This window comes from Bacillus yapensis (genome assembly GCF_005280205.1).
GTDB lineage: Bacteria > Bacillota > Bacilli > Bacillales > Cytobacillaceae > Robertmurraya > Robertmurraya yapensis.
In genome coordinates, this window is the sequence record NZ_SUND01000019.1 from 62,203 (window position 1) to 88,282 (window position 26,080).

Here is a 26,080-nt window from a genome sequence, read left to right on the forward strand (position 1 = left end):
TCTACAAACTAAATTTACTTGAATTCAATATGCTTTCAAGATTTTTTAGAGCCTTAGCACGATGACTGATTTGGCTCTTTACTTCAGGCTCGAGCTCCGCCATTGCTTTTCCAAGTTCCTTCACGAAAAAGATTGGATCGTAGCCGAAGCCATGATTTCCTCTTCTCTCCCTTAAAATCATCCCTTCGCATGTACCATGTACAGTAAGGGATTCTCCATCTGGAAATGCAACAGCTAATGCACAGTAAAAACGCGCAGTTCTTTCTTCATCGGGAACCTCTTCAAGTTCTTTTAAAACCTTATCCATATTGGCCTCATCACTTTTTTCAAGACCTGCATAACGTGCTGAATAGATTCCTGGAGCTCCGTTCAAAGCATCAACAATTAACCCGGAATCATCAGAGATGACGACCTGCCCAGTTATTTTACATACAGCTTCTGCTTTCAGAAGTGCATTTTCTTCAAATGTCTTACCTGTCTCTTCAATATCCTCGAAATCATCAAAATCTAATAATGTTTTTACTTCATAGCCTAGTGGAAGGAACATTCTTTCGAATTCTTTCACCTTGCCTCTATTTTTTGTCGCGATAATTACAGTTTTCATTTAGATTTTTTCTCCTCAATTTTTGCCGCTGCTTCTTCACCAATCGCCATACGTTGATGTTCAAATAGTTCAGAAATCCCTTCCTGCGCTGCTTTTAACAACTGCTGCAATTGATCATAGGAAAAAGTAGCTTCTTCTCCTGTTCCTTGCACCTCTACGAACTCACCATTACCTGTCATAACGATATTCATATCAACATTTGCTTGTGAATCTTCTATGTAATTTAAATCTAGTACAACTTCATTGTCTTCTAAAATTCCAACACTTGTTGCCGCAAGGAAATCCTTGACCGGATATTTGGAAAGCTTACGGTCCTTATAAACCTTATGTAATGCTTGCGTCATCGCTACAAAAGCACCTGTAATGGAAGCAGTTCTTGTACCTCCATCTGCTTGGATGACATCACAATCTACCCATACTGTTCTTTCGCCAAGAGCCTCTAAATCAACAACTGCCCGAAGTGCTCGGCCGATTAAACGTTGAATTTCCATCGTACGCCCTGTAATTTTCCCTTTAGCTGATTCCCGAATATTTCGTTGTCCTGTGGCACGAGGAAGCATCGAATATTCTGCAGTAACCCAGCCTTTCCCTTGTCCTCTCATAAAAGGAGGTACCTTCTCTTCAATCGTTGCTGTACAAATTACTTTCGTATTCCCTACTGTAATGAGTACAGAGCCTTCTGGATGTATTAAATAATCCGTATCAATTTGGATTGGTCGCAATTGAAAGGATTCTCTTTCGTCATGACGCATTTGTTATTTCCTCCTTCTCCATACACTAGAGTCTATTTTACAATGATTTAAGTATAATTTCTGCATTAACGTATTTGAATTAAGTTCCCTTATATTGAAAGAACTTCAATGAAAGAAGAGGTGGCCCCATTTAGCCAACCTCTTACTTTCGTCCTTTATATAGTATATCAAAAAAGATTTTTTAAAAACTACCTGTATTGACATTTTCAGGTCGAGTAACTGGTTCGGCTAGCTTTTCCCCGTTCTCTCTGACAAGATCTGCTTTTCCATTTACCATCACTTCAACACTTTCAATGCCCTTCTGTTCAGTTAGAGAAAGAACAAGTGAGTTCAAGACATGCTCAGAAATGATTTTTTCTTCAAAGCTACCGTAAATGGATTCATTGAAATTCAATGTCACTTTTCCATCTTCAATCTTTGGCTCATCTAATAGAGCAACATCAGGAGCAAAATCATTAATTAAAGGTGAATTATAGCTCGGACCTTTGACCAATTCTGCTACAAGGCCTTCAATATCATTTTCCTCAACGCGACGCGTGACAGGGACATAGTAGTATGCTCCCTCATCTCCAGCTACATAATAGACTGTTGCCGCTTCTGTATTTGTAATATCCACAACATCTGAAGTATCAATATTGATTCCATTTACACGACTAATTGATGCACCAATTGGTGTACCAGCTACTGGCATTTCATTTAAATCATGACCATTTAATTGGAGCTTCACATTCTCAATCGAATCAAATTGAGTTAATGTCCAAGTGACTGCCTGTAATATCTTCAGTTCGTCCTCTGGTTTGTAATTTTTAAACTCATTCGAAAAATTGACAATCGCTGTCTTGTCTTTCACATTAATATTTACTTCTGTGTCAGCCGGTAAAACCGCTGCAAATCCATTTGGCAATAGTTCTGTAACTGGCCCATCTTGAACTAAATATTCAATCGCTTGTTTTGCGACTGATTCGGTTTTGGGCAGCTCCAACGTCTGAGGTACCACATAACCATTTTTATCAAACAAATAAAGCTCTGTTCCAATCGTTTCTTCTGCTACTTCTTGATCCACACCTTCTTCAGCAACACTTCCCTCTGTAACTGTTCCGTCATCAGTATACGTTACCGTTTTAGGCGGATCTATTTCCTCTTTCTTTTCACTTCCTAGCAATCCACAGCCAGATAACAGAACGGATGAAATAATCACTGATGTGAATATAGTAGTTCTCTTGTTAATGGACATGCATATCCCTCCAAAGACAGTTTGTACTAACATATATACGAGCCCTATTTTCAAATTAGACCGCAACTGATAAAAAAAATGGACAAATATAAAATGTTGTTAACACAATCAAAAAAATAAGCCTCCTTAACGGAGACTTTTACTTCCAATTTTGATTTTTTGTACATTGGTGATATCTTTCCCTAGCCAGCTCGAAGCGATTTTTGAAAAAATACGACTTGAACCTGTTGTGAAATATTCATGTTCTGGAATCTCACTATTGTTCGTAAGCAAACCTTTATAATTTAAGATACTACTTACTTCTCTTGCCGTTTCTTCCCCTGAACTAATCACATTAATACCTGTTCCCATCGTCGCTTTAATGATCGGTTCTAAAAGCGGGTAATGGGTACAGCCTAATATTAGGGTATCTAATCCTTTATTTTGTAGCGGAATGAGCGTTTCCGCCACAACCTTTCTTGCGACTGGACCATCATAATCACCACTCTCTACTAATGGAACAAATTTCGGACAAGCCAAGCTGGTCACTTTTGTTTTTCCATTAATCGATTTTAAGGCAATTTCGTAAGCATTACTCTTAATTGTTCCAATGGTTCCAATCACACCAATTTGATAATTCTTCGTTACCTTTAGAGCCGTTATCGCTCCTGGATAAATCACACCAATAACCGGAATTGGTAAGGTTCTTTTAATTTCCTCCAGAGCCACAGCGGTAGCCGTGTTACAAGCAATAACGAGCATTTTAATATTTTTATCTAATAAAAAATCTGTAAGCTGCCATGTAAACTTTTTTACTTCTTCACCGGAGCGGGGGCCATATGGACATCTAGCTGTATCGCCTAAATATACAATCTGTTCATACGGTAGCTGTCTCATGATTTCCTTTGCTACCGTTAGACCACCTACACCAGAATCAATAATCCCAATTGGTTGTTCCAAAAATCTCGCCTCATTCTCGCATATCTTGATGTAATCGCATTAAGTTGTCCTTTAGCGTGATAACCTCTTCATCAGAGTGATTTTTTAGCACTTCCTGAAGGTAAACTTGACGTTTTTTAATTACTTCGTCAATAATTCTTTCCCCTTCTGCTAAAAGATGAATCCTGACGACACGTCGATCCTTCGGGTCCTTTACACGCTTCACTAATTCGTTGCGTTCCATTCGGTCGACAAGGTCAGTTGTTGTGCTAAAGGCTAAATACATTTTATTCGATAATTCACCAATTGTCATGTCTCCTTCTTCAAAAAGCCACTGCAAGGCGACAAACTGAGGAGGCGTAATTGTATAATTACTAAGGATTTCTCTTCCCTTTTGTTTCACAATTCCTGATATGTATCGCAAATCCTTTTCTATGTCTGCAACAATCGATAAATCTTTAGGCTCTTTCGTTTTCTCTTGCTCCATCCCACTACCACTCCCCTATTCCGAATCCGTACCAAGCATATAATTTTCTTTTATTTTCTACCTTTTTTCTTGAAATTTCAAGAAGAAATAGAAGTAGGTCGTCGGATACTGTCGAAAATGTGTAAACCGGCACCCAAATTGGATAGCCGGTTTTCATTTAAAGTTCTAGCTCTCCCATTCGAAGGAGCTCTACAACGGCTTGTGAACGCCCCTTAACGCCGAGTTTCTGCATGGCATTCGAAATATGATTCCGAACCGTTTTTTCGCTGATAAACAGTTCACTAGCGATTTCTTTCGTAGTTTTATCTTGTACTAATAACTCAAATACTTCTCTTTCACGTTTGGTGAGTAATGGCTTGTGAGTATATTCATTCTCCTTCAAGTATTGTAACCCTCCTTGCCTTCGCCAGCTATGAACAGCGGGGTGGGTATATATTTAGTCACGATATCATATGTGAATTAATCAACGGGAGTGACTACAATCCTTTAAAGGAGTTCGTGTTTTATAAAAAAATGTGCGAATGCGGAGTTTATTAGATAGCTCCCTCTTTCAGTTCAAATTCTTCCTTCATACTTTCTGTCCATGGAAGACTCTTACCTGTCTTTCTAGAAATCTGAACAATCGTACCACGGCCCACAAAACAAATATCTCCGTTTTCATTTTTTCCCATATAGTGAATATCGACTGAGGAAGTTCCAACACTATTCGCCTTCACATATATCCTTAATCTTTCGTCGAAAAATACTTGTTTAAGAAAATCACATTGCAGGTCTGCCACAACAATTATAGCCTCGCTTTTTTCATTCAACCAATCAGCCATGAATCCTTTGCTCTTAAAAAATTCAATCCGCGCTTCTTCATAATATGTAAAAGGGACCGTATTGTTTAAATGTCCAAACATATCCGTCTCGGAAAATCTTACTTTTACTGGATAATAAAAATCAAAATCCTTCTGCCACGCGACTAAATCGTCTATATAGCTAATTCTGCTCATCTAAATCCCTCCTAGTTTGTATGAATGACTATTCATTCATTATAAATCATTTTCGGATAATTGGGAATACTTTAGAATGGTTGGGTGCAATGAGGAGAATTACATTGTGCAGGGTTGCTTTCTGAAAGAGGTAATTTTAGCGCTGATAATCGTGTACTACAGGATATTTTGAAAATTACGCCCTTCTGTATAGCAAATAAGTTTTGTACGACACATCTCTATCAAAAGGTTCTATTCTGTCAGACAAATTCCGATTGTACGCCACATTCCCCTCAAAAGGCTCTATTCTGTCAGACAAATCCTATTTGTACGCCACATTTCTCTCAAAAGGCTCTATTCTGTCAGACAAATCCTATTTGTACGCCACATTTCTCTCAAAAGGCCCTGTTCTGTCAGACAAATCCTATTTGTACGCCACATTTCTCTAAAATAGCTCTATTCTGTCAGACAAATTCCGATTGTACGCCACATTCCTCTATAACATCTCTATTCTGTCCGACAAATGCAAAAAAGCTGCCCCGAAAGGCCTTGAAACAGCCAATCGGGACAGCTTTCCATATTATACTTACACTTGATCGCTTCCGAAGAAGTTCTTGAATGATTGAATTGCAGTGTCTCTATTTAATGCTGCGATTGATGTTGTCAATGGTATACCTTTTGGACAAGATTGAACGCAGTTTTGTGAGTTTCCACAGTTAGCAAGTCCACCGTCTCCCATAATAGCATCTAAGCGTTCAGCTTTATGCATCTCTCCAGTAGGATGAGAGTTAAATAGGCGAACCTGAGAAAGCGGTGCAGGACCGATAAAGTTGGAATTGCTATTTACGTTTGGACAAGCTTCTAGACAAACACCGCAAGTCATACATTTTGATAGCTCATAAGCCCATTGGCGTTTTTTCTCAGGCATACGAGGTCCAGGACCTAGATCGTATGTACCATCGATCGGAATCCATGCCTTTACCTTTTTCAAGGAATCGAACATACGGCTTCTATCCACTTGTAAGTCCCTAATGACAGGGAATGTACGCATTGGCTCTAAGCGAATTGGTTGCTCAAGTTGGTCAACAATCGCCGAACAAGATTGACGCGGTTTTCCGTTGATAACCATGGAACAAGCTCCACATACTTCTTCCAGACAGTTCATATCCCAAGTAATTGGAGAACTTTCTTGTCCTTTTGCATTAACTGGATTACGACGAATCTCCATCAATGCAGAAATTACGTTCATATTCGGACGATAAGGTACTTCAAATTCTTCCTGATATGGTTCAGCTTCAGGTGAATCTTGTCTTGAAATAATAAATCGAACAGTTCTAGTTTCAGACATAGTTTAGTTCTCCTCCTTTTTCTTAGAATAATCACGCTTACGCGGTGCGATTAAGGAAGTGTCTACATCTTCGTAGTGGAATGCAGGTGCTTGTTTCTCATCTACAAATTTTGCCATTGTTGTCTTTAGGAATTCCTCATCATTTCTCTCAGGGAAGTCTGGCTTATAATGAGCTCCACGGCTTTCATTACGATTGTAAGCACCGATTGTAATAACACGAGCCAACTGAAGCATGTTTTGTAGCTGACGAGTGAACGCAGCCCCTTGGTTGCTCCATTTTGCTGTGTCATTAATATTAATATTTTCATAACGCTCAAGTAGCTCTTGTAATTTCTCGTCTGTTTTCAATAATTTATCATTGTAACGAACAACAGTAACATTATCTGTCATCCATTCGCCTAGCTCTTTATGAAGAACATAAGCATTTTCAGTTCCATCCATGGACATGATGTTGTTCCATTTCTCTTGTTCTTGTTGAACATGCTGATCAAATAGAGAAGAAGAAAGAGAATCAACACTCTTTTCAAGACCATTAATATATTTCACAGCATTTGGACCAGCAACCATACCACCATAAATGGCAGATAGTAATGAGTTTGCTCCAAGACGGTTTGCACCGTGCTGCGAATAATCACATTCACCTGCTGCAAATAAGCCAGGAATATTCGTCATTTGATCGTAATCAACCCATAGACCACCCATTGAATAGTGAACAGCCGGGAAGATTTTCATTGGTAATTTACGAGGGTCTTCACCAGTAAACTTCTCATAAATTTCAATAATTCCACCAAGCTTAATATCAAGCTCTTTAGGATCTTTATGAGAAAGATCCAGGTACACCATGTTTTCTCCATTAATTCCTAATTTTTGATTTACACACACATCAAAAATTTCACGAGTAGCAATATCACGAGGAACTAAGTTTCCGTACGCAGGATATTTTTCCTCTAAGAAATACCAAGGCTTACCATCTTTATAAGTCCAAACACGTCCACCTTCTCCACGAGCAGATTCACTCATTAGACGAAGTTTGTCATCCCCAGGAATCGCTGTAGGGTGAATTTGAATAAACTCACCATTTGCATAATAAGCGCCTTGCTGATACACGATAGATGCAGCAGAACCAGTGTTAATAACAGAGTTAGTAGATTTACCAAAGATAATTCCAGGGCCACCAGATGCTAGAATAACCGCATCAGCAGGGAATGATTTAATTTCCATTGATGTTAGGTTTTGCGCCATGATTCCACGGCAAATTCCTTCATCATCAACAATTACTCCCAAGAACTCCCAGCCTTCAAATTTGGATACTAGTCCAGCAACCTCATGACGACGAACCTGCTCATCTAATGCATAAAGAAGCTGTTGTCCTGTTGTCGCTCCTGCGAATGCAGTACGGTGATGCTGTGTACCTCCAAAACGTCTGAAATCTAGCAATCCTTCTGGAGTACGGTTGAACATTACACCCATACGGTCAAATAAATGGATAATTCCAGGCGCAGCTTCACACATCGCTTTAACAGGCGCTTGGTTTGCTAAAAAGTCTCCACCATAAATGGTATCGTCAAAATGAATATAAGGTGAGTCTCCTTCACCTTTTGTATTTACCGCTCCATTAATACCACCTTGGGCACAAACAGAGTGAGAACGTTTCACTGGTACTAATGAAAATAATTCTACTGATGTTCCTGTCTCAGCAGCTTTGATCGTTGCCATTAAGCCAGCCAATCCACCACCGACTACAATAACTTTTCCTTTAGCCACGCGTATCACTCCTAACTTATATCTCTAGCAATCTATTAAACGAACGCGAATATTGCACGAATCCCTACAATTGATAGGGCAATAAAAATTACCAACGTTACATATGTGGAAATTAATTGTGATCTTGGAGAAACAGTAATTCCCCAGCTCACAGCAAAGGACCATAGTCCATTCGCAAAATGGAAAATCGCAGATACGACTCCAATTACGTAGAATGCAACCATGAATGGATTTGATAGAATACTTTCCATCATATCGAAGTTAACATCAGCTCCGAAAGCGGCCGCAATTCTCGTTTCCCATACATGCCACGCAAGAAAGATGAGTGTAATTACGCCAGTTACGCGTTGGAGTAAGAACATCCAGTTGCGGAAAAAACTATATCGGCTCACATTATTTTTTGCTGTGAAGGCAATATAAATTCCATAAATTGCATGAAACAACAATGGTAAGAAAATAACAAAAATTTCTAAGAAAGTTCTAAAAGGTAAAGATTCCATAAAATGTGCAGCTTTGTTAAAGGATTCCTCTCCTCCAGTAGCAAAATGATTGACCACTAGATGTTGTACAAGGAAAAGCCCAACTGGAATAACACCAAGCAGTGAATGCAACCTGCGATTAAAAAACTCTCGATTACTCGCCATGAATTTACCCCCTTTTTGAATTTAAGCCACGAAGCTTTTCGTTTCTTCCCTATTCCCCTTTGATAGGAAATTCAATCATACTCACTATGTAAAAAATAGTTCGACATTTTTTACAATTGTGTGACATGTTCATTTTACTCCCTACTATGGAGAGCGTCAAGAAAACGGATACACAAAATTTCCTATATAAACAAAATCTTTTGATATTATAAACAATGAAAATTACTTTGTTTGTCCCCTTTTTTTCTATATATTAAAATAGCAATTATTACTAATTGTATAACTATTCTTTTTTTATTTTTTACGCGTAAAATCGAATAAATTGTATATAATAGAATCATAGAAAGAGGGGAAGAACGTTGACCGAAATAAATACTTCTGAAATCGTCATTCAAACAGAGTCTGACTCTGTTCCAGTGTTTGGATATGAACTAATACGCGAAATACTTTTGCCAAATATTCTAGGTAAAGAAACCTCAGCCATTCTTTATTGGGCTGGAAAAGACCTAGCACGAAAATTCCCACTACAATCAATGAACGAGATTATTGATTTTTTCCAAAAAGCAGGTTGGGGCCATTTGACAATTTTGAACGAAGCAAAAAATGAACTAGAAGTTGAACTGACAAGCATCCTAACTTCGGAAGGATCGAAGAAAAAAGATACATCAACTTTCCAGCTCGAAGCAGGATTCCTTGCCCAACAAATCGAATTCCAGAAAGACGTTATCGCAGAGTGCTATGAGCATCCGAAAAAACGCGCGAAAAAAATCATCTTCACGATCAAGTGGGATCGTAAGGACCCGGTTGATTAATACTATATGTACAAAATAAGCCAAAAAGCGTACAAACGCATTTTGGCTATTTTTTTGCTCTATTGCTTCACAGCTGTACGAGCTAATTCAAAAGCTTGATGCAGGGCTTCTACAGCCTTGAGCATATTTTTTTCTTCAACTACAGTTGAGACCTTGATCTCAGATGTACTAACCATTTTCACTTCGATATCATTCGCTGCTAATACTTCAAACATCGTAGCAGCTACTCCTGGATTTGAAACCATGCCTGAGCCGACAATAGAAACTTTTGCTAAATCTTCCTCAAACTGAATATTTTCGTATTGGAGTACCTCTTTATGGTCAACAAAGACCTGTAGCGTATCCTTAATGTCCTGGGATTGAATGGAAAAAGATACATCAGTTGTATTTTTATTTGTTGTACTTTGAATGATAATATCCACATTAATATGATGTTTTGCCAACGTTGTAAAAATCGTAGACAGGCTCTTTAATGTATTCGAAAGTCCTAATACGGTTACTTTCGTGATTTCATCTTCAAAAGCAACTCCTCTAACAACTAAATTTTCTTCCATTCTGCCTTCCTCCTCAATAATCGTTCCTGATTCCTTTTCCATACTTGAGCGAACCTCTAGCGGGACTTGATAATTTTTTGCAAATTCAACAGCTCGTGGATGAAGTACGCCAGCCCCTAAATTAGCTAATTCAAGCATCTCGTCATATGAAATGCTTGATAATTTTCTCGCATCCTTTATATATCGAGGATCGGTTGTGAATACGCCTGTTACATCTGTATAAATATCACATTTATCCGCTTTTAGTGCTGCTGCTAGAGCAACTGCCGTTGTATCTGATCCCCCACGACCAAGCGTAACAATTTCACCATCGATTGTTGACCCTTGGAAGCCGGCTACTACAACGATTTTCCCTTCTTCAAGTTCTTTATTGACTCTGTTTGTATCAATATTTAGAATGCGTGCATTTCCAAAAACGGGCTCCGTTTCTATACCTGCTTGCCAACCCGTAAACGAAACCGCATCATACCCCTTAGTATGTAAAGCCATTGCTAATAAGGAAATCGTAATTTGCTCTCCTGTCGTAAGAAGCATATCCATTTCCCTTTTACTAGGTTGCTTTGATATCTCTTGTGCTAAAGAAACAAGCTGGTCCGTAGTTTTTCCCATTGCAGAAACGACTACCACTACGTTGTTGCCTCTGTTCTTTTCTTCAATGACACGAGTTGCGACATTCATGATTCGTTCTGGACTTCCTACTGAAGTACCACCAAATTTTTGTACGATTAATCCCACTTTTGTCCCTTCTTTCTTCTCCCCTAGAATCTTTTTTGCTTTTCTCATAGTCTTTACAAAAAGTGACTTTTCACATAAAGAAAAAATCATTTTGCACTTATGAAAGCTTTTTTCTCATTGAGAATAGTACTTTCTCTCCAAAAGAAGACAATAAAAAAAGCAATGAGATTCTATCTCATTGCTGCGTAATATAACGTAAAAAAAGAAATTGTACGTTCGCACCAAAAGATAGCTCTCCAAGACATAACATCTTGACAATCCTGCATTTATTCAATACAGAACCAGCTTAGAAAGATATGAGTCTTTCTTCACTTCGGCGGTCCATCCCTTTCAAAGCCCCTCACAGAAACTCATCTTTCTCCGAGCTTTTACTCTTAATGTCCGCACCTCTATCTTCACTTTAATTAAGTAAAGTGATAGCGTTATGAAATTGTTCTCATTATAGCATAGCCATTTTTTGAAAACAATGTTATTCTTGCAATTTTCTAAACAATAACTCGGCTGTATTCGGTGGAATTCCTAAGTCTCGGAATTCTTGAAGAGACGCCTCTTTCATTTTTTTGACCGAGCCAAAAGCTTTTAATAGCTGTTTCTTTCGCTTTTCACCGATTCCTGGAATGTCATCCAAAATCGATTGAAAAGCAGTCTTCCCTCGCAATTGACGATGGAATGTAATGGCAAAGCGATGGACTTCATCCTGAATCCTTTGAAGCAGGTAAAATTCCTGACTATTTCTTGCCAGTGGAATCATTTCAAGAGGATTTCCAAATAATAGCTGAGATGTGCGATGCTTATCATCCTTCACTAAACCTGAAAGAGGAATATCAAGACCTAATTCATTTTCAAGAACATCTCGAACAGCCTCTACATGTCCTTTTCCCCCATCAATCATAATGAGATCTGGGAGGGGAAGAGCTTCCTTTAACGCTCTTGAATATCGTCTACGAACAACTTCACGCATCGAATCATAATCATCTGGTCCTGTCACCGTCTTAATTTTATATTTTCGATAGTCGCGCTTTGATGGCTTTCCATCAATAAACACAACCATTGCAGATACAGGGTCAGTCCCTTGAATATTCGAATTATCAAATGCCTCAATGCGATGAGGCGTGGCAATACCCAGTTGAGCTCCTAACTGTTCCACAGCCTTAATCGTTCTTTGTTCATCTCGTTCAACTAATGAGAATTTTTCCTTTAGGGCAATCGTCGCATTTTTTTTCGCAAGCAGGAGCAAATCCTTTTTTTGGCCCCTCTTTGGTTGAATGATTTTAACGTTTAGAAGTGCATTAGCAAGTTGCTCATCGACTTTCTCTGGTAAAAGGATTTCTTTTGGCTTAAAATGGCTTGCTTGATCGTAAAAGCGGCCGAGAAATGTTAAAAACTCCTCTTCCGGCTCACTATAAATCGGAAACATTGAGACATCTCGTTCAATCAGTTTTCCTTGTCTCACGAAAAAGACCTGTACACACATCCAGCCTTTGTCCACAGCATAAGCAAATACATCTCGATCTGTGAAGTCAGTAGACGTCATCTTTTGCTTTTCCATCGTTGACTCGATATGTGCAATCTGGTCGCGAAACTCTTTCGCTCTTTCAAAATCCAACTCTTCAGAAGCCTTCAGCATTTTTTCTGTCAGCTCATTTTTGATCTCTTTATAGCCACCGTTTAAGAATTTTGTAATTTCCTCAACCATTTCCTGATAGGTCGCTTCTGGGACTTCATTCACACATGGAGCCAAACATTGTCCCAAATGGTAATAAAGACATACTCGGTCAGGAAGAGTTGAGCATTTTCTTAAAGGATAAATACGGTCTAATAATTTTTTTGTTTCATTGGCTGCACCAACGTTTGGATAGGGACCGAAATACTTTCCTTTATCCTTTTTCACTTTTCGTGTTGTGATGAGACGCGGATGCCGTTCTGCCGTCAATTTTATAAAAGGATACGTTTTATCATCCTTCAGCATGACATTGTATTTCGGGTCATGCTTTTTAATCAGATTAAGTTCTAATAGCAATGCTTCAATATTGGAAGAAGTGACGATATATTCGAAGTCTTCGATTTCACTTACGAGTCTTTGTGTTTTTCCATCATGGGAACCCGTAAAGTAGGAACGCACACGATTCTTCAATACCTTCGCTTTTCCTACATAAATAATCGTTCCTTGTCGGTCCTTCATCAAGTAGCATCCAGGCTGATCAGGGAGTAGTGCTAATTTATTTTTAATTGTGTCATTCATCTTGATTTCCCCACCTACACGACTCTATTTATGTTAACTATAACAAAAAAATCTCCTGACAACATCTTGTCAGGAGATTTTTCATACATTTTATAGATGTGAGTTTAAGCGCTCAGCTAATGCTTCTTTTGGTTGGAAGCCTACTACTTTGTCAACTACTTCTCCATCTTTGAATACAAGCAATGTAGGGATACTCATAACACCAAATTTAGCTGCTGTTTCTTGGTTATCATCTACATCAAGCTTGACGATTTTTAACTTATCTCCAATTTCTGCATCCAATTCTTCAAGTACTGGAGCAATCATTTTACAAGGGCCACACCATGGTGCCCAGAAATCAGCTAAAACTACGCCAGAACCAGTTTCCGTATCGAAAGTTTGGTCAGTAACATTTGTAATCGCCATTGTTTTGCCTCCTAAAATAAACTAGCTATGGATAGGAAAATAAGCTTGAATCCTATATAGCCCAATATTGTAATTAAATACTAAGGTCAGTATAACATCGATTATTACGCGATGCTAATAATTTGTTCGAAACTAATTTTCCCTGAAAAAAGGCTTCTATTCACAATATGAAAGGTCTCAAAAATAAAGAACGAGCGGATTTTGCCGCCCGTCCAATTTACATTCTCTTTTTATGCATTTACTTTCAATTTCTTAAACTCTTCTGTTAGCATTGGTACGACTTCAAAAAGATCACCCACGATGCCGTAATCAGCTACGTTAAAGATATTCGCTTCTGGATCTTTATTAATCGCTACAATGACTTTGGAATTTGACATACCAGCTAAGTGCTGAATTGCTCCAGAAATTCCGCAAGCAATGTAAAGGTCAGGCGTTACAACTTTACCTGTTTGACCAATCTGTAAAGAATAGTCACAATACTCAGCGTCACAAGCTCCACGGGAAGCGCCAACTGCTCCACCAAGTACTTGAGCAAGTTCTTTCAATGGCTCAAAGCCGTCCTCGCTCTTAACACCACGACCACCTGCTACAACCACTTTTGCTTCTGAAAGGTCAACCCCTTCAGTTGCCTTACGTACCACTTCTTTAATAATCGTACGCAAGTCTTTAATATCAACAGAAAGTGTTGATACATCGCCTGTTCTAGACTCATCTTTTTCTAACGGAGCAATATTGTTCGGACGAACAGTCGCGAAAATTAATCCATCGGTCACAATCTTTTTCTCAAAAGCTTTACCTGAATAGATTGGACGAGTAAAGACGATATTGCCACCTTCAACTTCAATGGATGTTACATCAGAAATTAATCCAGAGCTTAATTTACCTGCAATCCTTGGAGACAAATCCTTTCCAAGAGAAGTGTGTCCAATTACTAACCCTTCTGGCTGTTCGGATTCAATTACCGCAAGTACACCTTGCGCATAGCCATCAGATGTATATTGGGCTAATTTATCATTTTCAACGACTACAACGCGATCAGCACCATTTTGAATTAATTCTACAGCTAAGCTACTGACAGAAGCGCCAAGTAGTACCCCAACTACTTCTCCACCTTCAGCAATTGTTTTTGCTGCACCGACTGCTTCGTATGATACGTTACGTAATTGTCCATCACGGACTTCACCTAACACTAATACTTTTCTAGCCATTTCGATTCCCCCTGTGTGATATTTTCAAGTTTTCTCCCAGTCTTAAACTACTTTTGCTTCATTGTGAAGCAGGCTTACTAATTCTTTTACTTGATCAGCTAACTCTCCTTCAAGCACTTTTCCTGCTTGTTTTTGAGCTGGTAGGTAAATTTCAATTGTTTTTGTTTTGGCTTCCACGTCATCTTCTTCTAGATCTAGATCGTCTAGCTCTAATTCATCAAGCGGTTTCTTTTTCGCCTTCATGATTCCTGGTAAAGATGGATAGCGTGGTTCATTCAAACCTTGTTGAGCTGTAACAAGTAAAGGCAAGCTAGTTTCAATTACTTCAGAGTCACCTTCAACATCACGAACAACAGTTACTGTTGAACCATTGATTTCTAGATTCGTAATGGTCGTTACATATGGAATATTCAATAGCTCAGCAACACGTGGACCAACTTGACCAGAACCACCGTCGATAGCTACGTTTCCTCCAATAATTAAATCAGCGTCTTTATCCTTTAAATATTCAGCTAAAATTTTTGCAGTTGTAAATTGGTCACTATATTCAAGGTCATCTTCTGTATTGATTAAGACTGCCTTATCTGCTCCCATTGCAAGTGCTGTACGAAGTTGCTTTTCTGCTTCTTCGCTTCCTACTGTAATAACGGTAACTTCTCCACCTTGGGCATCGCGAACTTGTATCGCCTCTTCAATTGCATATTCATCGTAAGGATTGATGATGAACTCTGCACCATCCTCGTTAATCTTTCCGCCAGAAATTGAGATCTTCTCTTCCGTATCAAATGTTCTTTTCATTAATACAAAGATGTTCATGTTTTTTCCCTCCTAATATTTTTCAAAATCAATCTTTTGCTAAGGGTACTCATTACAAATGCAATGCAGAACCCGAAAATATGTTAAAGAGACTTGCTAGATACAAGCTCCTAAACTCAAATGAATGTTAACGCTATCAATTTTCGGAAAATTTAAAGGGATTATCTCCCTTTAAATTGCGGTTCTCTTTTTTCAATAAAAGCTGAGATCCCTTCCTTTGCATCCTTAGAGGCAAAAACCTCACCAAATAGTTGGGCTTCTTTTTCTACGCCACTATGAAACTCTCTTGTTTTTCCATAGTTTAATAGCTCAATAGCAGCCTTGAGAGCAGCAGGGCTCTTCTTCGCAATCTTTTTCGCCATTGCATAGGCATTATCCAATAATTCTTCTTCTGGATAAGCATGATTAGCAAGTCCATACTGTACGGCTTCAGTACCTAAAATGGGGTCACTGGTAAATAACATTTCTGCCGCTCTTGCAACACCCACATAACGTGGTAGTCTCTGGGTACCTGCAAATCCTGGAATAAGCCCTAGCTGTAATTCAGGCAATCCTAGCTTCGCCTTTTCAGTTACAAGTCTAAAGTGGCATGCCATTGCAAGCTCTAATCCGCCACCTAGTGCAGCTCCGTGAATAGCTGCGATAACAGGCTTCGGAAAATTTTCAATTCGCTCAAATAAGTCTTGACCGTTCCGACCTAAATTTGCAAAAGCATCGCCTGTCTGAACCTCTGTGAATTCTTTAATATCGGCTCCAGCTGAGAAGAATCTCCCTTCTCCATGAATGAGAACAACGCGTATTTCGTTGTTCGGCTCAATTTCATCAAGAACACCCGTAAGTTCCTTGATTAAGCCTGAAGATAAAGCATTTGCTGGTGGGCGATTAATGGTAATCGTTGCAATTCTATCTTCGTAAGACCAATTTAAGTATTCCACTTAAATTCCTCCTTTTTATTTCGTGCTACATCCATGTAAGAGCAATTTATGAACCGGAGCTGCTAATGCCTGTAAGTCATATTTTAAATCACTCATGACCCAAGTTGTCGCTGTTTCATCCATCGTACCGAAAATCATTTGTCGAGCTAGTCGAACATTTAAATCACTAGCAAATTCTCCACTTTCCATACCCTCGATTAAAATTTGGTCAATCACCTTTAAGTACCCTTTAAGTACATTATTAATTCTTAAACGAAGTTCCTTATTGGATTGTCTTAATTCTAATTGAGTCACGATAGCTAGTTGTGGATCTTCTGAAAGGATTTTAAAGTGGGTTTCGACCATCTTTAATAACTTCTCTGCCGCAACTTGTTTTCCTGCTATCTTTTCTTCAATTTTTTCTACAAAATTACCCATTTTTTCTTGAAAAAGAGAGATGAGAATATCCTCTTTATTCTTGAAATATAAATAAATGGTTCCGTCTGCAACTCCTGCCTGTTTGGCTATTTTTGATACCTGTGCTTGGTGGTAGCCATTTTCAGCAATCACAATCACGGCCGCATCAATAATTTGCATATACTTTGGTCTGTCTTTTTTCAATCAACTTACTCCTTCCAAAAAACCTCTAAGCAAACATCTATGTTAAACGTACTATTCCATTTTACTAAAATAATTCCAGAAATAAAAAATAAAATTATGAATGAATGGTCATTCATAATTTTATGATAGTAGCCAATTAATTGAATGTCAAGAAAATATGAATCCTTCTGAAAAAATTTGTGTACAAGCCTTACAGTTCAAAAAAAATAATTGGATTTAAGCTTTTTTCTCTTCTTGTTCTAGTTTTTTCTTTTCTTCATCCACCAAAGTTCTTCTTAAAATTTTTCCAACAGCTGTCTTTGGCAATTCTTTTCTAAACTCATATATTCTTGGAGCTTTATAAGCTGCGAGTGATTTACGAGCAAATTCATTCAGCTCTTTCTCTGTTACAGTTGCTCCTTCTTTTAAAACAACATATGCTTTGACCGTTTCTCCCCGATACGGATCAGGTACACCAGCAACCACCACTTCGACAATATCTGGATGCTCATATAACACTTCTTCTATTTCACGAGGATAAATATTATAACCACCCGCAATGATCATATCCTTTTTCCGGTCCACAACATAGAAATATCCATCTTCATCCATATACCCTAAATCTCCTGTTAAAAGCCAACCATCTCGGAGGGTTTGAGCAGTTTCTTCAGGACGATTCCAATAGCCCTTCATCACTTGAGGTCCATTCACACATATTTCTCCCATTTCACCTGCTGGTAAACGTTCGCCGGTTTCTAAGGAAAATATCCCCGCATCTGTGTCTGGCCAAGGTACTCCAATACTGCCTTTCACACGTGGACGATCCCATAGAAAGTTTGCATGGGTAACAGGTGAAGACTCGGTTAATCCATAACCCTCTACTAACTTTCCTCCAGTCACCTCTTCAAATTTCTGTTGAACCTCCACTGGTAATGGAGCGGAGCCAGAAATACAAGAATCAATGGAAGAGAGATCATATTTGTGTAAGTCAGGATGATTTAACAAGCCAATATACATTGTTGGTGCCCCAGGAAACAATGTCGGGCGTTGCTTTTGAATGGTTTTAAGAGCAGTCTCCATATCAAACTTCGGAAGAAGAACCATTTTGTTTCCTTGCATGACTGAAAGGATTAGGACGGTTGTCATTCCATACACATGGAAAAATGGCAGGAATCCGAGGACCACTTCTTCCCCTTTTTTACACTTATACAGCCAAGCCTCACACATCGCTGCATTAGAAACAAGATTTTTATGAGTTAGCATGACACCTTTCGGAAAACCAGTTGTTCCTCCGGTATATTGGAGTAATGCTAGGTCTTCTTCAAAATCAAATTCAAGCTCTTTCAATGTCTTTTCCGGTTGTTTTAGTATTTCAGTAAAAAGATGTTGATTCCCTTCATGTTTAACCTCAACTGAAAAACCATATTGCTTTTTCTGGATAAATGGATAGATTAAATTTTTCGGGAATGGAAGATAGTTTTTGATAGCGGTTACAATAACGTGTTCTAAATCCGTTTGTGGCATCACCTTCATAATGCGTGGATAAAGAATATCTAGAGACACAATGATCTTTGTTCCCGAGTCTTGCATTTGATATTGAAGTTCTCGTTCTACATACAGTGGATTGGTTTGAACGACTATTCCACCTGCAAACAATATTCCATAATAACTAATGACAGCTTGCGGACAGTTCGGCAGCATAATCGCTACTCGATCCCCTTTTTCTATCCCCAAATCCTGTAGATATGCTGCAAACTTGAGCGACTGTTCGTAAACTTCCTTATAGCTTATTTCCTTACCCATAAAATGAATAGCAATCTTGCTGGGGAATTCTTCAGCTGTATTTTTCAAATAGTTTTGGACGGGTTCATCGGTGTAGGACAAGGTGTGTGGAATTTCTTCTGGATAGTGCTTGAGCCAAGGCTTCAGCTCTGACATATTCGGGCCCCCTTTTCTTTTAAAATTTAGAACATTCGAATTGTTCTTTCTCAATTATAATATAGTATACATATTGTGACAATTCACATTTGTCCTAGGGGAAATGTCTAATCTCAAAAAAAGTGCCAAACCCTGCACTATACAACGTAAGGTTTGGCACTTTTAACTCTATAATAATTCCTGATTAGCAAGTAAAAATATACTTAGAAACGGTTACCCTATAGTAAGTAAATCACGCCAACAACAAAGAAGATGGCACATACAACAAATAAGATTTTAGCTAATTTCTCCAACTTGTACTCGCTCCTTATGCAATGCTAGCACCGATTACGTAAGATAAACTTATGGATATCATCATCGAAATGAAACCTACTGCCCGATTATCGTTCTCAATCTCTACATCAATTTTGAACTTTGGTGTAAAAAATTCAAAAATAAAGTAGCCCAATAACAATAAGAAAAATCCAAATACTCCCCAACCAATCATCGTAAACAAACTATCATGTTGAGAGATAGAATGACGGAATACGTTCACGATTCCAAAGATTTTCCCTCCCGTAGCCATAGCTACCGAGATATTGCCATTTTTAATCTGTTCCCAGTTCCGATACTTCGTTACCAGCTCAAAAACCGCTAAAAAGACGACTAAACATAGAATCACAATACTGAAATATCCAGCTGTCTGGACAAAAGCATTCTCCCAAAAACTCATGTTTAAACTCTCCCCATTATTTAAATTCTACTACTGTGACACCAGTTCCACCTTCGCCAGCATCACCGAAGCGGATTTTTTTGACAGAGCGATGATTACGTAAATATTCCTGAACACCTTGTCTCAAGGCGCCGGTTCCTTTTCCATGAATAATCGAGACCCGAGGATAACCAGCGAGTAAGGCATCATCAATGTACTTTTCTACCCTCACCAAAGCGTCTTCAAACCGCTCACCTCTTAGGTCGAGTTCAAGATTCACGTGAAAATCTTTGCCTTTAATTGTAGCGAGAGGTTTTGTCTCTTTTACTTTTTCACTTTTAATAAACTGTAGGTCCTTTTCTTCAACCTTCATTTTTAAAATACCAATTTGAACATGCCACTCCGTTTCAGAAGATCGCTTAATCAATTGACCGTTTTGACCAAAGCTTAATACTTTAACCTCATCTCCAGGTTTGAAGTTATGCTTCTTATTTGCTGTCGCAGCTGCTTTTTTCGATTGCTTCGTTTTTGGCACAGCTTCTTCTAAACGTCGTTTTGCTTCAATCAATTCATGTTCTTTAACTTCTGCATGTTTCTCAAATTGCATTTTTCTTAAATCACGAATGATTTCTTCAGCTTCTGCTTTAGCCTTTTCGACAATCTGCTGAGCCTTTTCCTTCGCTTTTTCATCTAAGGTTTCCTTGCGATTATAATACTCAGCCATTTGTTTCTGAAGGTCCGCATGGAGCTTTTCAGCGTCTCGCATTAAGCTATGCGCTTCTTCGCGTTCTCTTTCTGCTTGACGTCTATTTTCTTCTAACGCAGCAATCATGCTTTCGACTTGATTCGTATCGGCACTCACATGAGACCTTGCTGTTTCGATGACGCTTTCCTTTAACCCTAATCGTTTGGAGATTTCAAAGGCGTTGCTTCGTCCCGGAACTCCAATTAAAAGCTTATAGGTTGGGCTAAGCGTCTCAACATCAAATTCGACACTCGCATTGATAACCCCTTCTCGGTTATATCCATACGCTTTTAGTTCAGGATAGTGGGTAGTAGCAATGACACGTGCCCCTGTTTTATAAACCTCATCTAAAATCGAAATTGCAAGGGCAGCCCCTTCTTGTGGATCCGTCCCTGCACCTAACTCGTCGAACAGGACTAAGCTCTGGAAGTCTACTTCATTTAAGATGTCCACGATGTTGACCATATGAGAAGAGAATGTACTTAAGCTTTGCTCAATCGATTGTTCATCCCCAATATCAGCAAAAACAGAGCCAAATACCGCCATTTCTGACCCATCTAACGCAGGAATTTGTAGGCCGGCTTGAGCCATTAACGTACAAAGTCCAACCGTTTTTAATGTCACTGTTTTACCACCTGTATTTGGTCCAGTAATGACAATCGTTGAAAAGTCTTTACCAAGATAAATATCATTCGCCACGACAACATTCGTTGGAATTAATGGATGCCTTGCTTTTACTAGCGAAATTCTTCCTTCATCATTCATCTTTGGTTTAGATGCTTTAATCTTCTTACCATAACGAGCCTTGGCAAACATAAAATCTACCTGTGCGAGCACATAAACGATCGTTCTTAGTTCATTCGTATATCCAGCCACTAGACCCGACAATTCAATTAGAATTCGCTCAATTTCCTGCTGTTCTTTTACCCGGATTTCCTGAAGTTCGTTGTTTAACTGAACAATCGATTGTGGTTCAATAAACAATGTTTGTCCTGAGGAGCTTTGATCGTGAATAATTCCACCATAATGCCCTCTGTATTCTTGCTTAACCGGAATAACGAATCGGTCATTACGAATCGTCACAATAGCATCTGATAGCATTTTTTGTGCATTGGAAGAGCGAATCATACTTTCAAGACGTTCTCTTACTCTTCCTTCTTTTGCACGCAATTGATTTCGGAGCGAACGTAATACTTCACTCGCACTATCAAGTACTGCCCCATTATCATCAACCGCATTTCGGATGGCTTCTTCTAATTCCGCTAAAACGACGATTTTATTTGTCAATTCTGATAGATGTGGGAGCTGAATCTCTTCTTCAATCAAATCTTCCACAAATTTTCTAATCATGCGGCTCGCATGAATCGTACTTGAGATTTGCATAAGTTCGTGTGGACTCAGCATACCGCCAATTTCTGCCCGTTTGATATGTTGGCGAATATCAAAAATCCCACCTAGTGGAACATTTCCTTTTAATCGTAAAATATTCGAAGCTTCATCTGTTTCTTCCTGTCTTTTTACAACTTCCTCAAGGTTTGTGGAAGGCATAAGCTCTTGAACTAATGTGCTTCCCAATGAAGATGAAGCGTGCTCGAGCACCTGCTCCTTGATTTTGTCAAATTCTAATACCTTTAGAACTCTTTGTTGCATGGAGAGGAACCTCCTTTTCTCTAACGCACAAATTTGTGCACACCAATTATTTTTTTTGCAAGAAGCTGAGTAATTCGTCTAAGCCTGATGCATTTAAAACGCTTGAACGCTTAACCCAGCCTTTTTTCCCTTGTGACACACCGATTTCCATTTGAGGGAGTGTCTCCATTCTATGGGCATCCGTGTTAATGACAATCTTTACGCCAGCTTCTGCGGCCTTTCGGATATTCTCTGCATTTAAATCCAAGCGATTCGGATTGGAATTCAATTCAAGCGCTGTATTTGTTTCTTTCGCAAGCTCAATTAATAAATCGATATCAACATCGTAGCCTTCGCGTATGCCAATTTTTCTTCCTGTTGGATGAGCAATAATATCAACATGCTTATTCTTCAAGGCATTTGTTAGACGTTCCATTATTTTTTCTCTCGGTTGGGAGAATCCTGAATGAATGGATGCAATCACTAGATCCATTTCCTCTAAGAAGTCATCCTCATAGTCTAACGAACCATCTGGAAGAATGTCCATTTCTACGCCAGCTAGAATTGTAATATCATCATATTTTTCATTTAATAGTCTTATTTCTTCCCGTTGTTTTCTTAATCGTTCTACGGTTAAACCATTGGCTACTTTTAAAAATTGGGAGTGGTCGGTAATCGCCATATACTTGTAGCCTAGCTTCCGACATGCCTCTACCATCTGCTCAATCGTATGAGCTCCATCACTCCATGTGGAATGCATATGCAAATCCCCTTGGATATGTTCAAGGGAAATGATCTCTTGTTCAAGCGAATAATTTTCAACCTCACTGCCGTCTTCACGCATCTCTGGCGGGAAAAGAGGCAGTCCAAAATGCTGATAAAACTCCTGTTCAGAGGTGAAGGTCAGAATTTCACCTGTCTCCACATTCTCAACACCATACTCACTAATCTTTTCGCCACGTTCTTTTGCCAGCTGTCTCATTTTCACATTATGATCCTTTGAGCCGGTAAAATGGTGAAGGGTCGTTGCAAACTCTTTTGGCTTTACGAGACGAAAATCCACAGATACATCATAACTATATTCAAGAATGACCGAAACCTTTGTATCTCCAGCTGCAATCACTTCTTTAATTTTTTCAAGTCCTAGTAGCTGTTCCTTTACTTTTAGCGGTTCGGTTGTCGCGATGATAAAATCTAAATCCTTTACCGTTTCTCGTACTCTACGGATACTGCCAGCTCTCGAGAATTGTTGAACAAAGTCCATTCCGCTTAAGCTCTCTTCAATTTGGCTAGCAATTGGAAGCATATATGCAAGCGGAAGACGGTCAGGTTGATTTCCGACACTCTCAATGGAAGCTAGAAGCTTCTCTTCTGTTTTCTTCCCAAACCCAGCAAGAGCACTTACTTTTCCTTCGAGACACGCCTTTTTTAAATCATCGACACTTTCAATCCCAAGGTCCTTATGAAGCTTCGCAATCTTTTTCCCACCTAATCCAGGGATTTGGAGAAGAAGAATTAATCCAGTTGGCACTTCTTCTTGGAGTTCTTTTAAAACACTTGATTGTCCCGTTTGGATAAACTCCTCGATGACAGCTGCCGTTCCCTTTCCAACTCCTTGAAGCTGAGTAAAATCAGCTATTTGCGTTAATGAACGTTCATCGACTTCAAGAGCTGCCGCTGCTTTCCGAAATGCTGATACCTTGAAGGGATTTTCCCCTTTTAATTCTAAATATGTAGCAATCGTTTCAAGTAAACGAATAACATCCTTTTTATCTACCATCCCAAATACACCTCTTCCCATTCACGATCGTTTTACAAGCCCCATTCAATCCGATACAATTATTGTTACCTTATTCTCTATACGTACTACATTGAAAAAGGTTTTGAATTGTGACTTCTTCGAAAAAAAACTTCTCTATCACAGAGAAGTTTCAGAGTCTAGATAAATTATTAGCTATCAGTTACTTCAAATCTAAAGGTTATGAACCTATATGATCTATCCATAACTCCTTAATCTGGCTCGAAAAATAAGGAGTATGCTCAACCATGATATTCGCTAGCATTGAATCTCCGAGCGCATCCTGTATGGAACCGATTGGTAAAAGAGCTGCTATGTATAACATAATAAATAGAACAAGATATACTTCCATGAAACCTAATAGCCCACCTGCCCAAACATTCACCGTTTTTAAAATCGGAAGGTTTGCGACAAAGTCTAGCATACTGCCAATGATTTGCATGGCTATTTTAGTCACTAAAAAGATCCCTACAAACGCAATCGCATTGTAATAGGCCGTTTCTAAATGGCCATTATCTAACAGCAATTGGAACGCTGAATGGCTGAAGCTTGGATATGGAATCCATAGGGTAAGCTTAGGGGCTAAATCAGCATAGTATACATAAGCCACAATAAAGGCGACAATAAATCCAATTAGGTGGATAAACTGAAGAATAAACCCTCTTTTTAAACCTATTAAAAAACCAATTATTAATATAATTAAAATCGCGAGACTTAGCATGACTTTTTCAGTCCTTTTCTCTTATTAATTCTCGTTCGAGTCGCTCAAGCTGATCTTTCATTTTAATATAATCATTGACTGCATTCACAGCTGTTAAAACGGCTAATTTACTTGAATCGAGAGAGGGATTCTTGGAGCTTATTTCACGCATTTTCTCATCAACCATTGAAGCTACTAGTTTAACATGGTGCGGATTTTCCGTCCCAACGATTATGTATTGCTGTCCAAAAATATCAACAGTTGTGCGTGATTTCTGTGCATCTGACAAGCGAAATGCCCCCCATTCATTGAATCCTATTCACTATGATAACATGAACCTATTATTAGTGAAAAGTCTAAGTATGTCTAAAGAAAGCGATTTATGGGAATTCCTGTACTTTTATAAAAAGGAGTTGTGTAAAATGAGTCAAGTTGTTTTAAAATTAAGCATGCCTGATATAGAAAAATTGAAGCACCACTATGAAACACAATTTGCAGATAAATTTCCTCCCGGGAGCGTATTTAGTGCCAAGACAGCCAACTGTACCATCACGGCTTATAAGTCTGGGAAGGTTCTTTTTCAAGGAAGCGGGAGTGCAAGCGAAGCAGAAAAATGGGGGAAATCTGAGCAGAAAGCATCCACGAAAGCTGCTCCTACACCTAAGTCGTCCACTGTTTTGCCTCCAAACTTCGAAACCTGGTCGGTCATTGGCTCGGATGAGGTGGGCACCGGTGATTATTTTGGTCCAATCACGGTGGTTGCAGCTTATGTGGATAAAAAGCAAATCCCGCTATTAAAAGAACTAGGCGTAAAGGATTCGAAAAATTTGAAGGATGATAAAATCATCGAAATCGCCAAGCAAATCAAGGATATTGTTCCTCATAGTTTGCTAACCTTACATAATGAAAAATACAACCAACTGCAGCAAAAAGGAATGTCTCAAGGAAAAATGAAAGCATTGCTCCATAACCAAGCCATTGGACACGTCTTATCGAAAATGGCACCAGAAAAGCCCGAAGGAATTCTCATTGATGAATTCGCCAAAAAGGATATATACTATCAACACCTAAAGGGACAAAAGGTGATCCATACAGAGAATGTTTATTTTAGCACGAAGGCAGAGGGACTTCATCTTGCTGTGGCAGCCGCTTCCATCTTAGCACGATATGCTTTTGTTCAGCATTTTGAAAATCTATCTAAACAGGCTGGTTTTACGATTCCTAAAGGCGCAGGTCCCGGAGTCGACAAGGCAGCAGCTCGACTAATAAAAGCAAAGGGACAGGCCGTGTTGCCTCAGTTTGTGAAGCTACACTTTGCCAATACCCAAAAGGCATTAAATTTGCTTAAAAAATAGGCTCTGTTAAAGGTCGGTTTGGAATTTATAAGATTGAAAAATAGGCGGAAAAATCCCGGCTAAATCAAGAAATTCAATCTATTTCTCTATAAATAAGCGGGATTTTTCCGGTTAAGCTTTACATTTTTCAAGATTTTAAGGCTTTTTAGGCCCTTTAACGGAAAATCTTCGCCTATTTCACCTAATAAGCGTTAATCTTTCAAAATAAACGGA

At 38.8% G+C, this 26,080-nt stretch carries 25 protein-coding genes and 1 riboswitch; of the genes, 2 read left to right on the top strand and 23 right to left on the bottom strand.

Annotated features, from left to right (window positions below; all coding sequences use genetic code 11):
• Position 1: 1 nt before the first annotated feature.
• From FAR12_RS19420 to FAR12_RS19465, 10 genes are all read right to left on the bottom strand, one after another.
• A complete protein-coding gene (locus FAR12_RS19420) occupies positions 2 to 604 on the bottom strand; it encodes an XTP/dITP diphosphatase (protein WP_126410436.1) in 603 nt (200 codons plus the stop codon).
• A complete protein-coding gene (gene rph / locus FAR12_RS19425; protein WP_126410437.1) occupies positions 601 to 1,356 on the bottom strand; it encodes a ribonuclease PH in 756 nt (251 codons plus the stop codon). The genes FAR12_RS19420 and rph overlap by 4 nt, the downstream gene beginning before the upstream one ends.
• A 181-nt stretch (positions 1,357 to 1,537) precedes the next feature.
• Entirely contained in the window at positions 1,538 to 2,590 is a 1,053-nt protein-coding gene (locus tag FAR12_RS19430) for a GerMN domain-containing protein (protein WP_126410438.1), read from the bottom strand.
• A 126-nt stretch (positions 2,591 to 2,716) separates the two neighbouring features.
• Complete coding sequence (racE, locus tag FAR12_RS19435; protein WP_126410439.1) at positions 2,717 to 3,529, bottom strand: glutamate racemase; 813 nt, start codon at positions 3,527 to 3,529, stop codon at positions 2,717 to 2,719.
• A 10-nt stretch (positions 3,530 to 3,539) separates the two neighbouring features.
• Complete coding sequence (locus FAR12_RS19440; RefSeq protein WP_126410440.1) at positions 3,540 to 3,995, bottom strand: MarR family winged helix-turn-helix transcriptional regulator; 456 nt, start codon at positions 3,993 to 3,995, stop codon at positions 3,540 to 3,542.
• A 157-nt stretch (positions 3,996 to 4,152) separates the two neighbouring features.
• Positions 4,153 to 4,377 carry a spore germination transcription factor GerE gene (gene gerE / locus FAR12_RS19445; RefSeq protein ID WP_019154738.1) on the bottom strand — a complete coding sequence of 75 codons (225 nt, stop codon included), beginning with the start codon at positions 4,375 to 4,377 and terminating at the stop codon, positions 4,153 to 4,155.
• 151 nt (positions 4,378 to 4,528) lie between these two features.
• The gene (locus FAR12_RS19450) at positions 4,529 to 4,990 is read right to left on the bottom strand and encodes an acyl-CoA thioesterase (RefSeq protein ID WP_126410441.1); all 462 of its coding nucleotides are present in this window, start codon (positions 4,988 to 4,990) and stop codon (positions 4,529 to 4,531) included.
• Between the two features lie 565 nt (positions 4,991 to 5,555).
• A complete protein-coding gene (sdhB, locus tag FAR12_RS19455; RefSeq protein ID WP_126410442.1) occupies positions 5,556 to 6,317 on the bottom strand; it encodes a succinate dehydrogenase iron-sulfur subunit in 762 nt (253 codons plus the stop codon).
• 3 nt (positions 6,318 to 6,320) lie between these two features.
• Positions 6,321 to 8,081, bottom strand: a complete 1,761-nt coding sequence (gene sdhA / locus FAR12_RS19460) for a succinate dehydrogenase flavoprotein subunit (protein WP_126410443.1) — start codon at positions 8,079 to 8,081, stop codon at positions 6,321 to 6,323.
• A gap of 35 nt (positions 8,082 to 8,116) precedes the next feature.
• Complete coding sequence (locus FAR12_RS19465; RefSeq protein ID WP_126410444.1) at positions 8,117 to 8,725, bottom strand: succinate dehydrogenase cytochrome b558 subunit; 609 nt, start codon at positions 8,723 to 8,725, stop codon at positions 8,117 to 8,119.
• Between the two features lie 359 nt (positions 8,726 to 9,084).
• Here FAR12_RS19465 and FAR12_RS19470 point away from each other — a divergent pair, with 359 nt between their 5' ends.
• Positions 9,085 to 9,537 carry a YslB family protein gene (locus FAR12_RS19470; protein ID WP_126410445.1) on the top strand — a complete coding sequence of 151 codons (453 nt, stop codon included), beginning with the start codon at positions 9,085 to 9,087 and terminating at the stop codon, positions 9,535 to 9,537.
• A 59-nt stretch (positions 9,538 to 9,596) separates the two neighbouring features.
• Here the strand turns inward: FAR12_RS19470 and FAR12_RS19475 are convergent, their stop codons facing one another.
• The 13 genes from FAR12_RS19475 to zapA form a co-directional block, all read right to left on the bottom strand.
• Positions 9,597 to 10,826, bottom strand: coding sequence for an aspartate kinase (locus FAR12_RS19475; protein ID WP_126410446.1), 1,230 nt, complete (start codon positions 10,824 to 10,826; stop codon positions 9,597 to 9,599).
• 221 nt (positions 10,827 to 11,047) lie between these two features.
• Positions 11,048 to 11,226: riboswitch (Lysine riboswitch) on the bottom strand.
• A 69-nt stretch (positions 11,227 to 11,295) separates the two neighbouring features.
• A complete protein-coding gene (uvrC, locus tag FAR12_RS19480) occupies positions 11,296 to 13,068 on the bottom strand; it encodes an excinuclease ABC subunit UvrC (RefSeq protein WP_126410447.1) in 1,773 nt (590 codons plus the stop codon).
• Positions 13,069 to 13,158: 90 nt separating this feature from the next.
• Positions 13,159 to 13,473, bottom strand: a complete 315-nt coding sequence (gene trxA, locus FAR12_RS19485) for a thioredoxin (RefSeq protein ID WP_126410448.1) — start codon at positions 13,471 to 13,473, stop codon at positions 13,159 to 13,161.
• 230 nt (positions 13,474 to 13,703) lie between these two features.
• A complete protein-coding gene (locus FAR12_RS19490) occupies positions 13,704 to 14,681 on the bottom strand; it encodes an electron transfer flavoprotein subunit alpha/FixB family protein (protein WP_126410449.1) in 978 nt (325 codons plus the stop codon).
• A gap of 42 nt (positions 14,682 to 14,723) precedes the next feature.
• Positions 14,724 to 15,497 (bottom strand): electron transfer flavoprotein subunit beta/FixA family protein, encoded by a 774-nt coding sequence (locus FAR12_RS19495; protein WP_126410450.1) that lies wholly within the window; start codon positions 15,495 to 15,497, stop codon positions 14,724 to 14,726.
• A 161-nt stretch (positions 15,498 to 15,658) separates the two neighbouring features.
• Positions 15,659 to 16,432, bottom strand: coding sequence for an enoyl-CoA hydratase (locus FAR12_RS19500; protein WP_126410451.1), 774 nt, complete (start codon positions 16,430 to 16,432; stop codon positions 15,659 to 15,661).
• A gap of 15 nt (positions 16,433 to 16,447) precedes the next feature.
• A complete protein-coding gene (fadR, locus tag FAR12_RS19505; RefSeq protein ID WP_126410452.1) occupies positions 16,448 to 17,032 on the bottom strand; it encodes a fatty acid metabolism transcriptional regulator FadR in 585 nt (194 codons plus the stop codon).
• Positions 17,033 to 17,248: 216 nt separating this feature from the next.
• The gene (locus FAR12_RS19510; RefSeq protein ID WP_126410453.1) at positions 17,249 to 18,949 is read right to left on the bottom strand and encodes a long-chain-fatty-acid--CoA ligase; all 1,701 of its coding nucleotides are present in this window, start codon (positions 18,947 to 18,949) and stop codon (positions 17,249 to 17,251) included.
• Between the two features lie 307 nt (positions 18,950 to 19,256).
• The gene (locus FAR12_RS19515; protein ID WP_126410454.1) at positions 19,257 to 19,661 is read right to left on the bottom strand and encodes a DUF350 domain-containing protein; all 405 of its coding nucleotides are present in this window, start codon (positions 19,659 to 19,661) and stop codon (positions 19,257 to 19,259) included.
• A 16-nt stretch (positions 19,662 to 19,677) separates the two neighbouring features.
• On the bottom strand, positions 19,678 to 22,035 hold the full coding sequence (locus tag FAR12_RS19520; protein WP_126410455.1) for an endonuclease MutS2: 2,358 nt from the start codon (positions 22,033 to 22,035) through the stop codon (positions 19,678 to 19,680).
• Positions 22,036 to 22,081: 46 nt separating this feature from the next.
• A complete protein-coding gene (gene polX, locus FAR12_RS19525) occupies positions 22,082 to 23,794 on the bottom strand; it encodes a DNA polymerase/3'-5' exonuclease PolX (RefSeq protein WP_126410456.1) in 1,713 nt (570 codons plus the stop codon).
• Between the two features lie 199 nt (positions 23,795 to 23,993).
• Positions 23,994 to 24,533 carry a CvpA family protein gene (locus tag FAR12_RS19530; RefSeq protein ID WP_126410457.1) on the bottom strand — a complete coding sequence of 180 codons (540 nt, stop codon included), beginning with the start codon at positions 24,531 to 24,533 and terminating at the stop codon, positions 23,994 to 23,996.
• A 7-nt stretch (positions 24,534 to 24,540) separates the two neighbouring features.
• The gene (zapA, locus tag FAR12_RS19535) at positions 24,541 to 24,801 is read right to left on the bottom strand and encodes a cell division protein ZapA (RefSeq protein ID WP_126410458.1); all 261 of its coding nucleotides are present in this window, start codon (positions 24,799 to 24,801) and stop codon (positions 24,541 to 24,543) included.
• 133 nt (positions 24,802 to 24,934) lie between these two features.
• Between zapA and rnhC the strand changes: the two genes are divergently transcribed.
• A complete protein-coding gene (rnhC, locus tag FAR12_RS19540) occupies positions 24,935 to 25,867 on the top strand; it encodes a ribonuclease HIII (protein WP_126410459.1) in 933 nt (310 codons plus the stop codon).
• The last annotated feature ends 213 nt before the right edge of the window (positions 25,868 to 26,080 follow it).

Excerpts from the sequence above, each read along its gene's own strand:
- FAR12_RS19510 (WP_126410453.1), bottom strand. The coding sequence starts at position 18,949 with ATGTCAGAGCTGAAGCCTTGGCTCAAGCACTATCCAGAAGAAATTCCA.
- FAR12_RS19440 (WP_126410440.1), bottom strand. The coding sequence starts at position 3,995 with ATGGAGCAAGAGAAAACGAAAGAGCCTAAAGATTTATCGATTGTTGCA.
- uvrC (WP_126410447.1), bottom strand. The coding sequence starts at position 13,068 with ATGAATGACACAATTAAAAATAAATTAGCACTACTCCCTGATCAGCCT.
- sdhB (WP_126410442.1), bottom strand. The coding sequence starts at position 6,317 with ATGTCTGAAACTAGAACTGTTCGATTTATTATTTCAAGACAAGATTCA.
- rnhC (WP_126410459.1), top strand. The coding sequence starts at position 24,935 with ATGAGTCAAGTTGTTTTAAAATTAAGCATGCCTGATATAGAAAAATTG.
- FAR12_RS19495 (WP_126410450.1), bottom strand. The coding sequence starts at position 15,497 with ATGAACATCTTTGTATTAATGAAAAGAACATTTGATACGGAAGAGAAG.
- FAR12_RS19450 (WP_126410441.1), bottom strand. The coding sequence starts at position 4,990 with ATGAGCAGAATTAGCTATATAGACGATTTAGTCGCGTGGCAGAAGGAT.
- FAR12_RS19420 (WP_126410436.1), bottom strand. The coding sequence starts at position 604 with ATGAAAACTGTAATTATCGCGACAAAAAATAGAGGCAAGGTGAAAGAA.
- FAR12_RS19520 (WP_126410455.1), bottom strand. The coding sequence starts at position 22,035 with ATGCAACAAAGAGTTCTAAAGGTATTAGAATTTGACAAAATCAAGGAG.
- trxA (WP_126410448.1), bottom strand. The coding sequence starts at position 13,473 with ATGGCGATTACAAATGTTACTGACCAAACTTTCGATACGGAAACTGGT.
- FAR12_RS19530 (WP_126410457.1), bottom strand. The coding sequence starts at position 24,533 with ATGCTAAGTCTCGCGATTTTAATTATATTAATAATTGGTTTTTTAATA.
- FAR12_RS19465 (WP_126410444.1), bottom strand. The coding sequence starts at position 8,725 with ATGGCGAGTAATCGAGAGTTTTTTAATCGCAGGTTGCATTCACTGCTT.
- polX (WP_126410456.1), bottom strand. The coding sequence starts at position 23,794 with ATGGTAGATAAAAAGGATGTTATTCGTTTACTTGAAACGATTGCTACA.
- FAR12_RS19490 (WP_126410449.1), bottom strand. The coding sequence starts at position 14,681 with ATGGCTAGAAAAGTATTAGTGTTAGGTGAAGTCCGTGATGGACAATTA.
- FAR12_RS19515 (WP_126410454.1), bottom strand. The coding sequence starts at position 19,661 with ATGAGTTTTTGGGAGAATGCTTTTGTCCAGACAGCTGGATATTTCAGT.
- rph (WP_126410437.1), bottom strand. The coding sequence starts at position 1,356 with ATGCGTCATGACGAAAGAGAATCCTTTCAATTGCGACCAATCCAAATT.
- FAR12_RS19430 (WP_126410438.1), bottom strand. The coding sequence starts at position 2,590 with ATGTCCATTAACAAGAGAACTACTATATTCACATCAGTGATTATTTCA.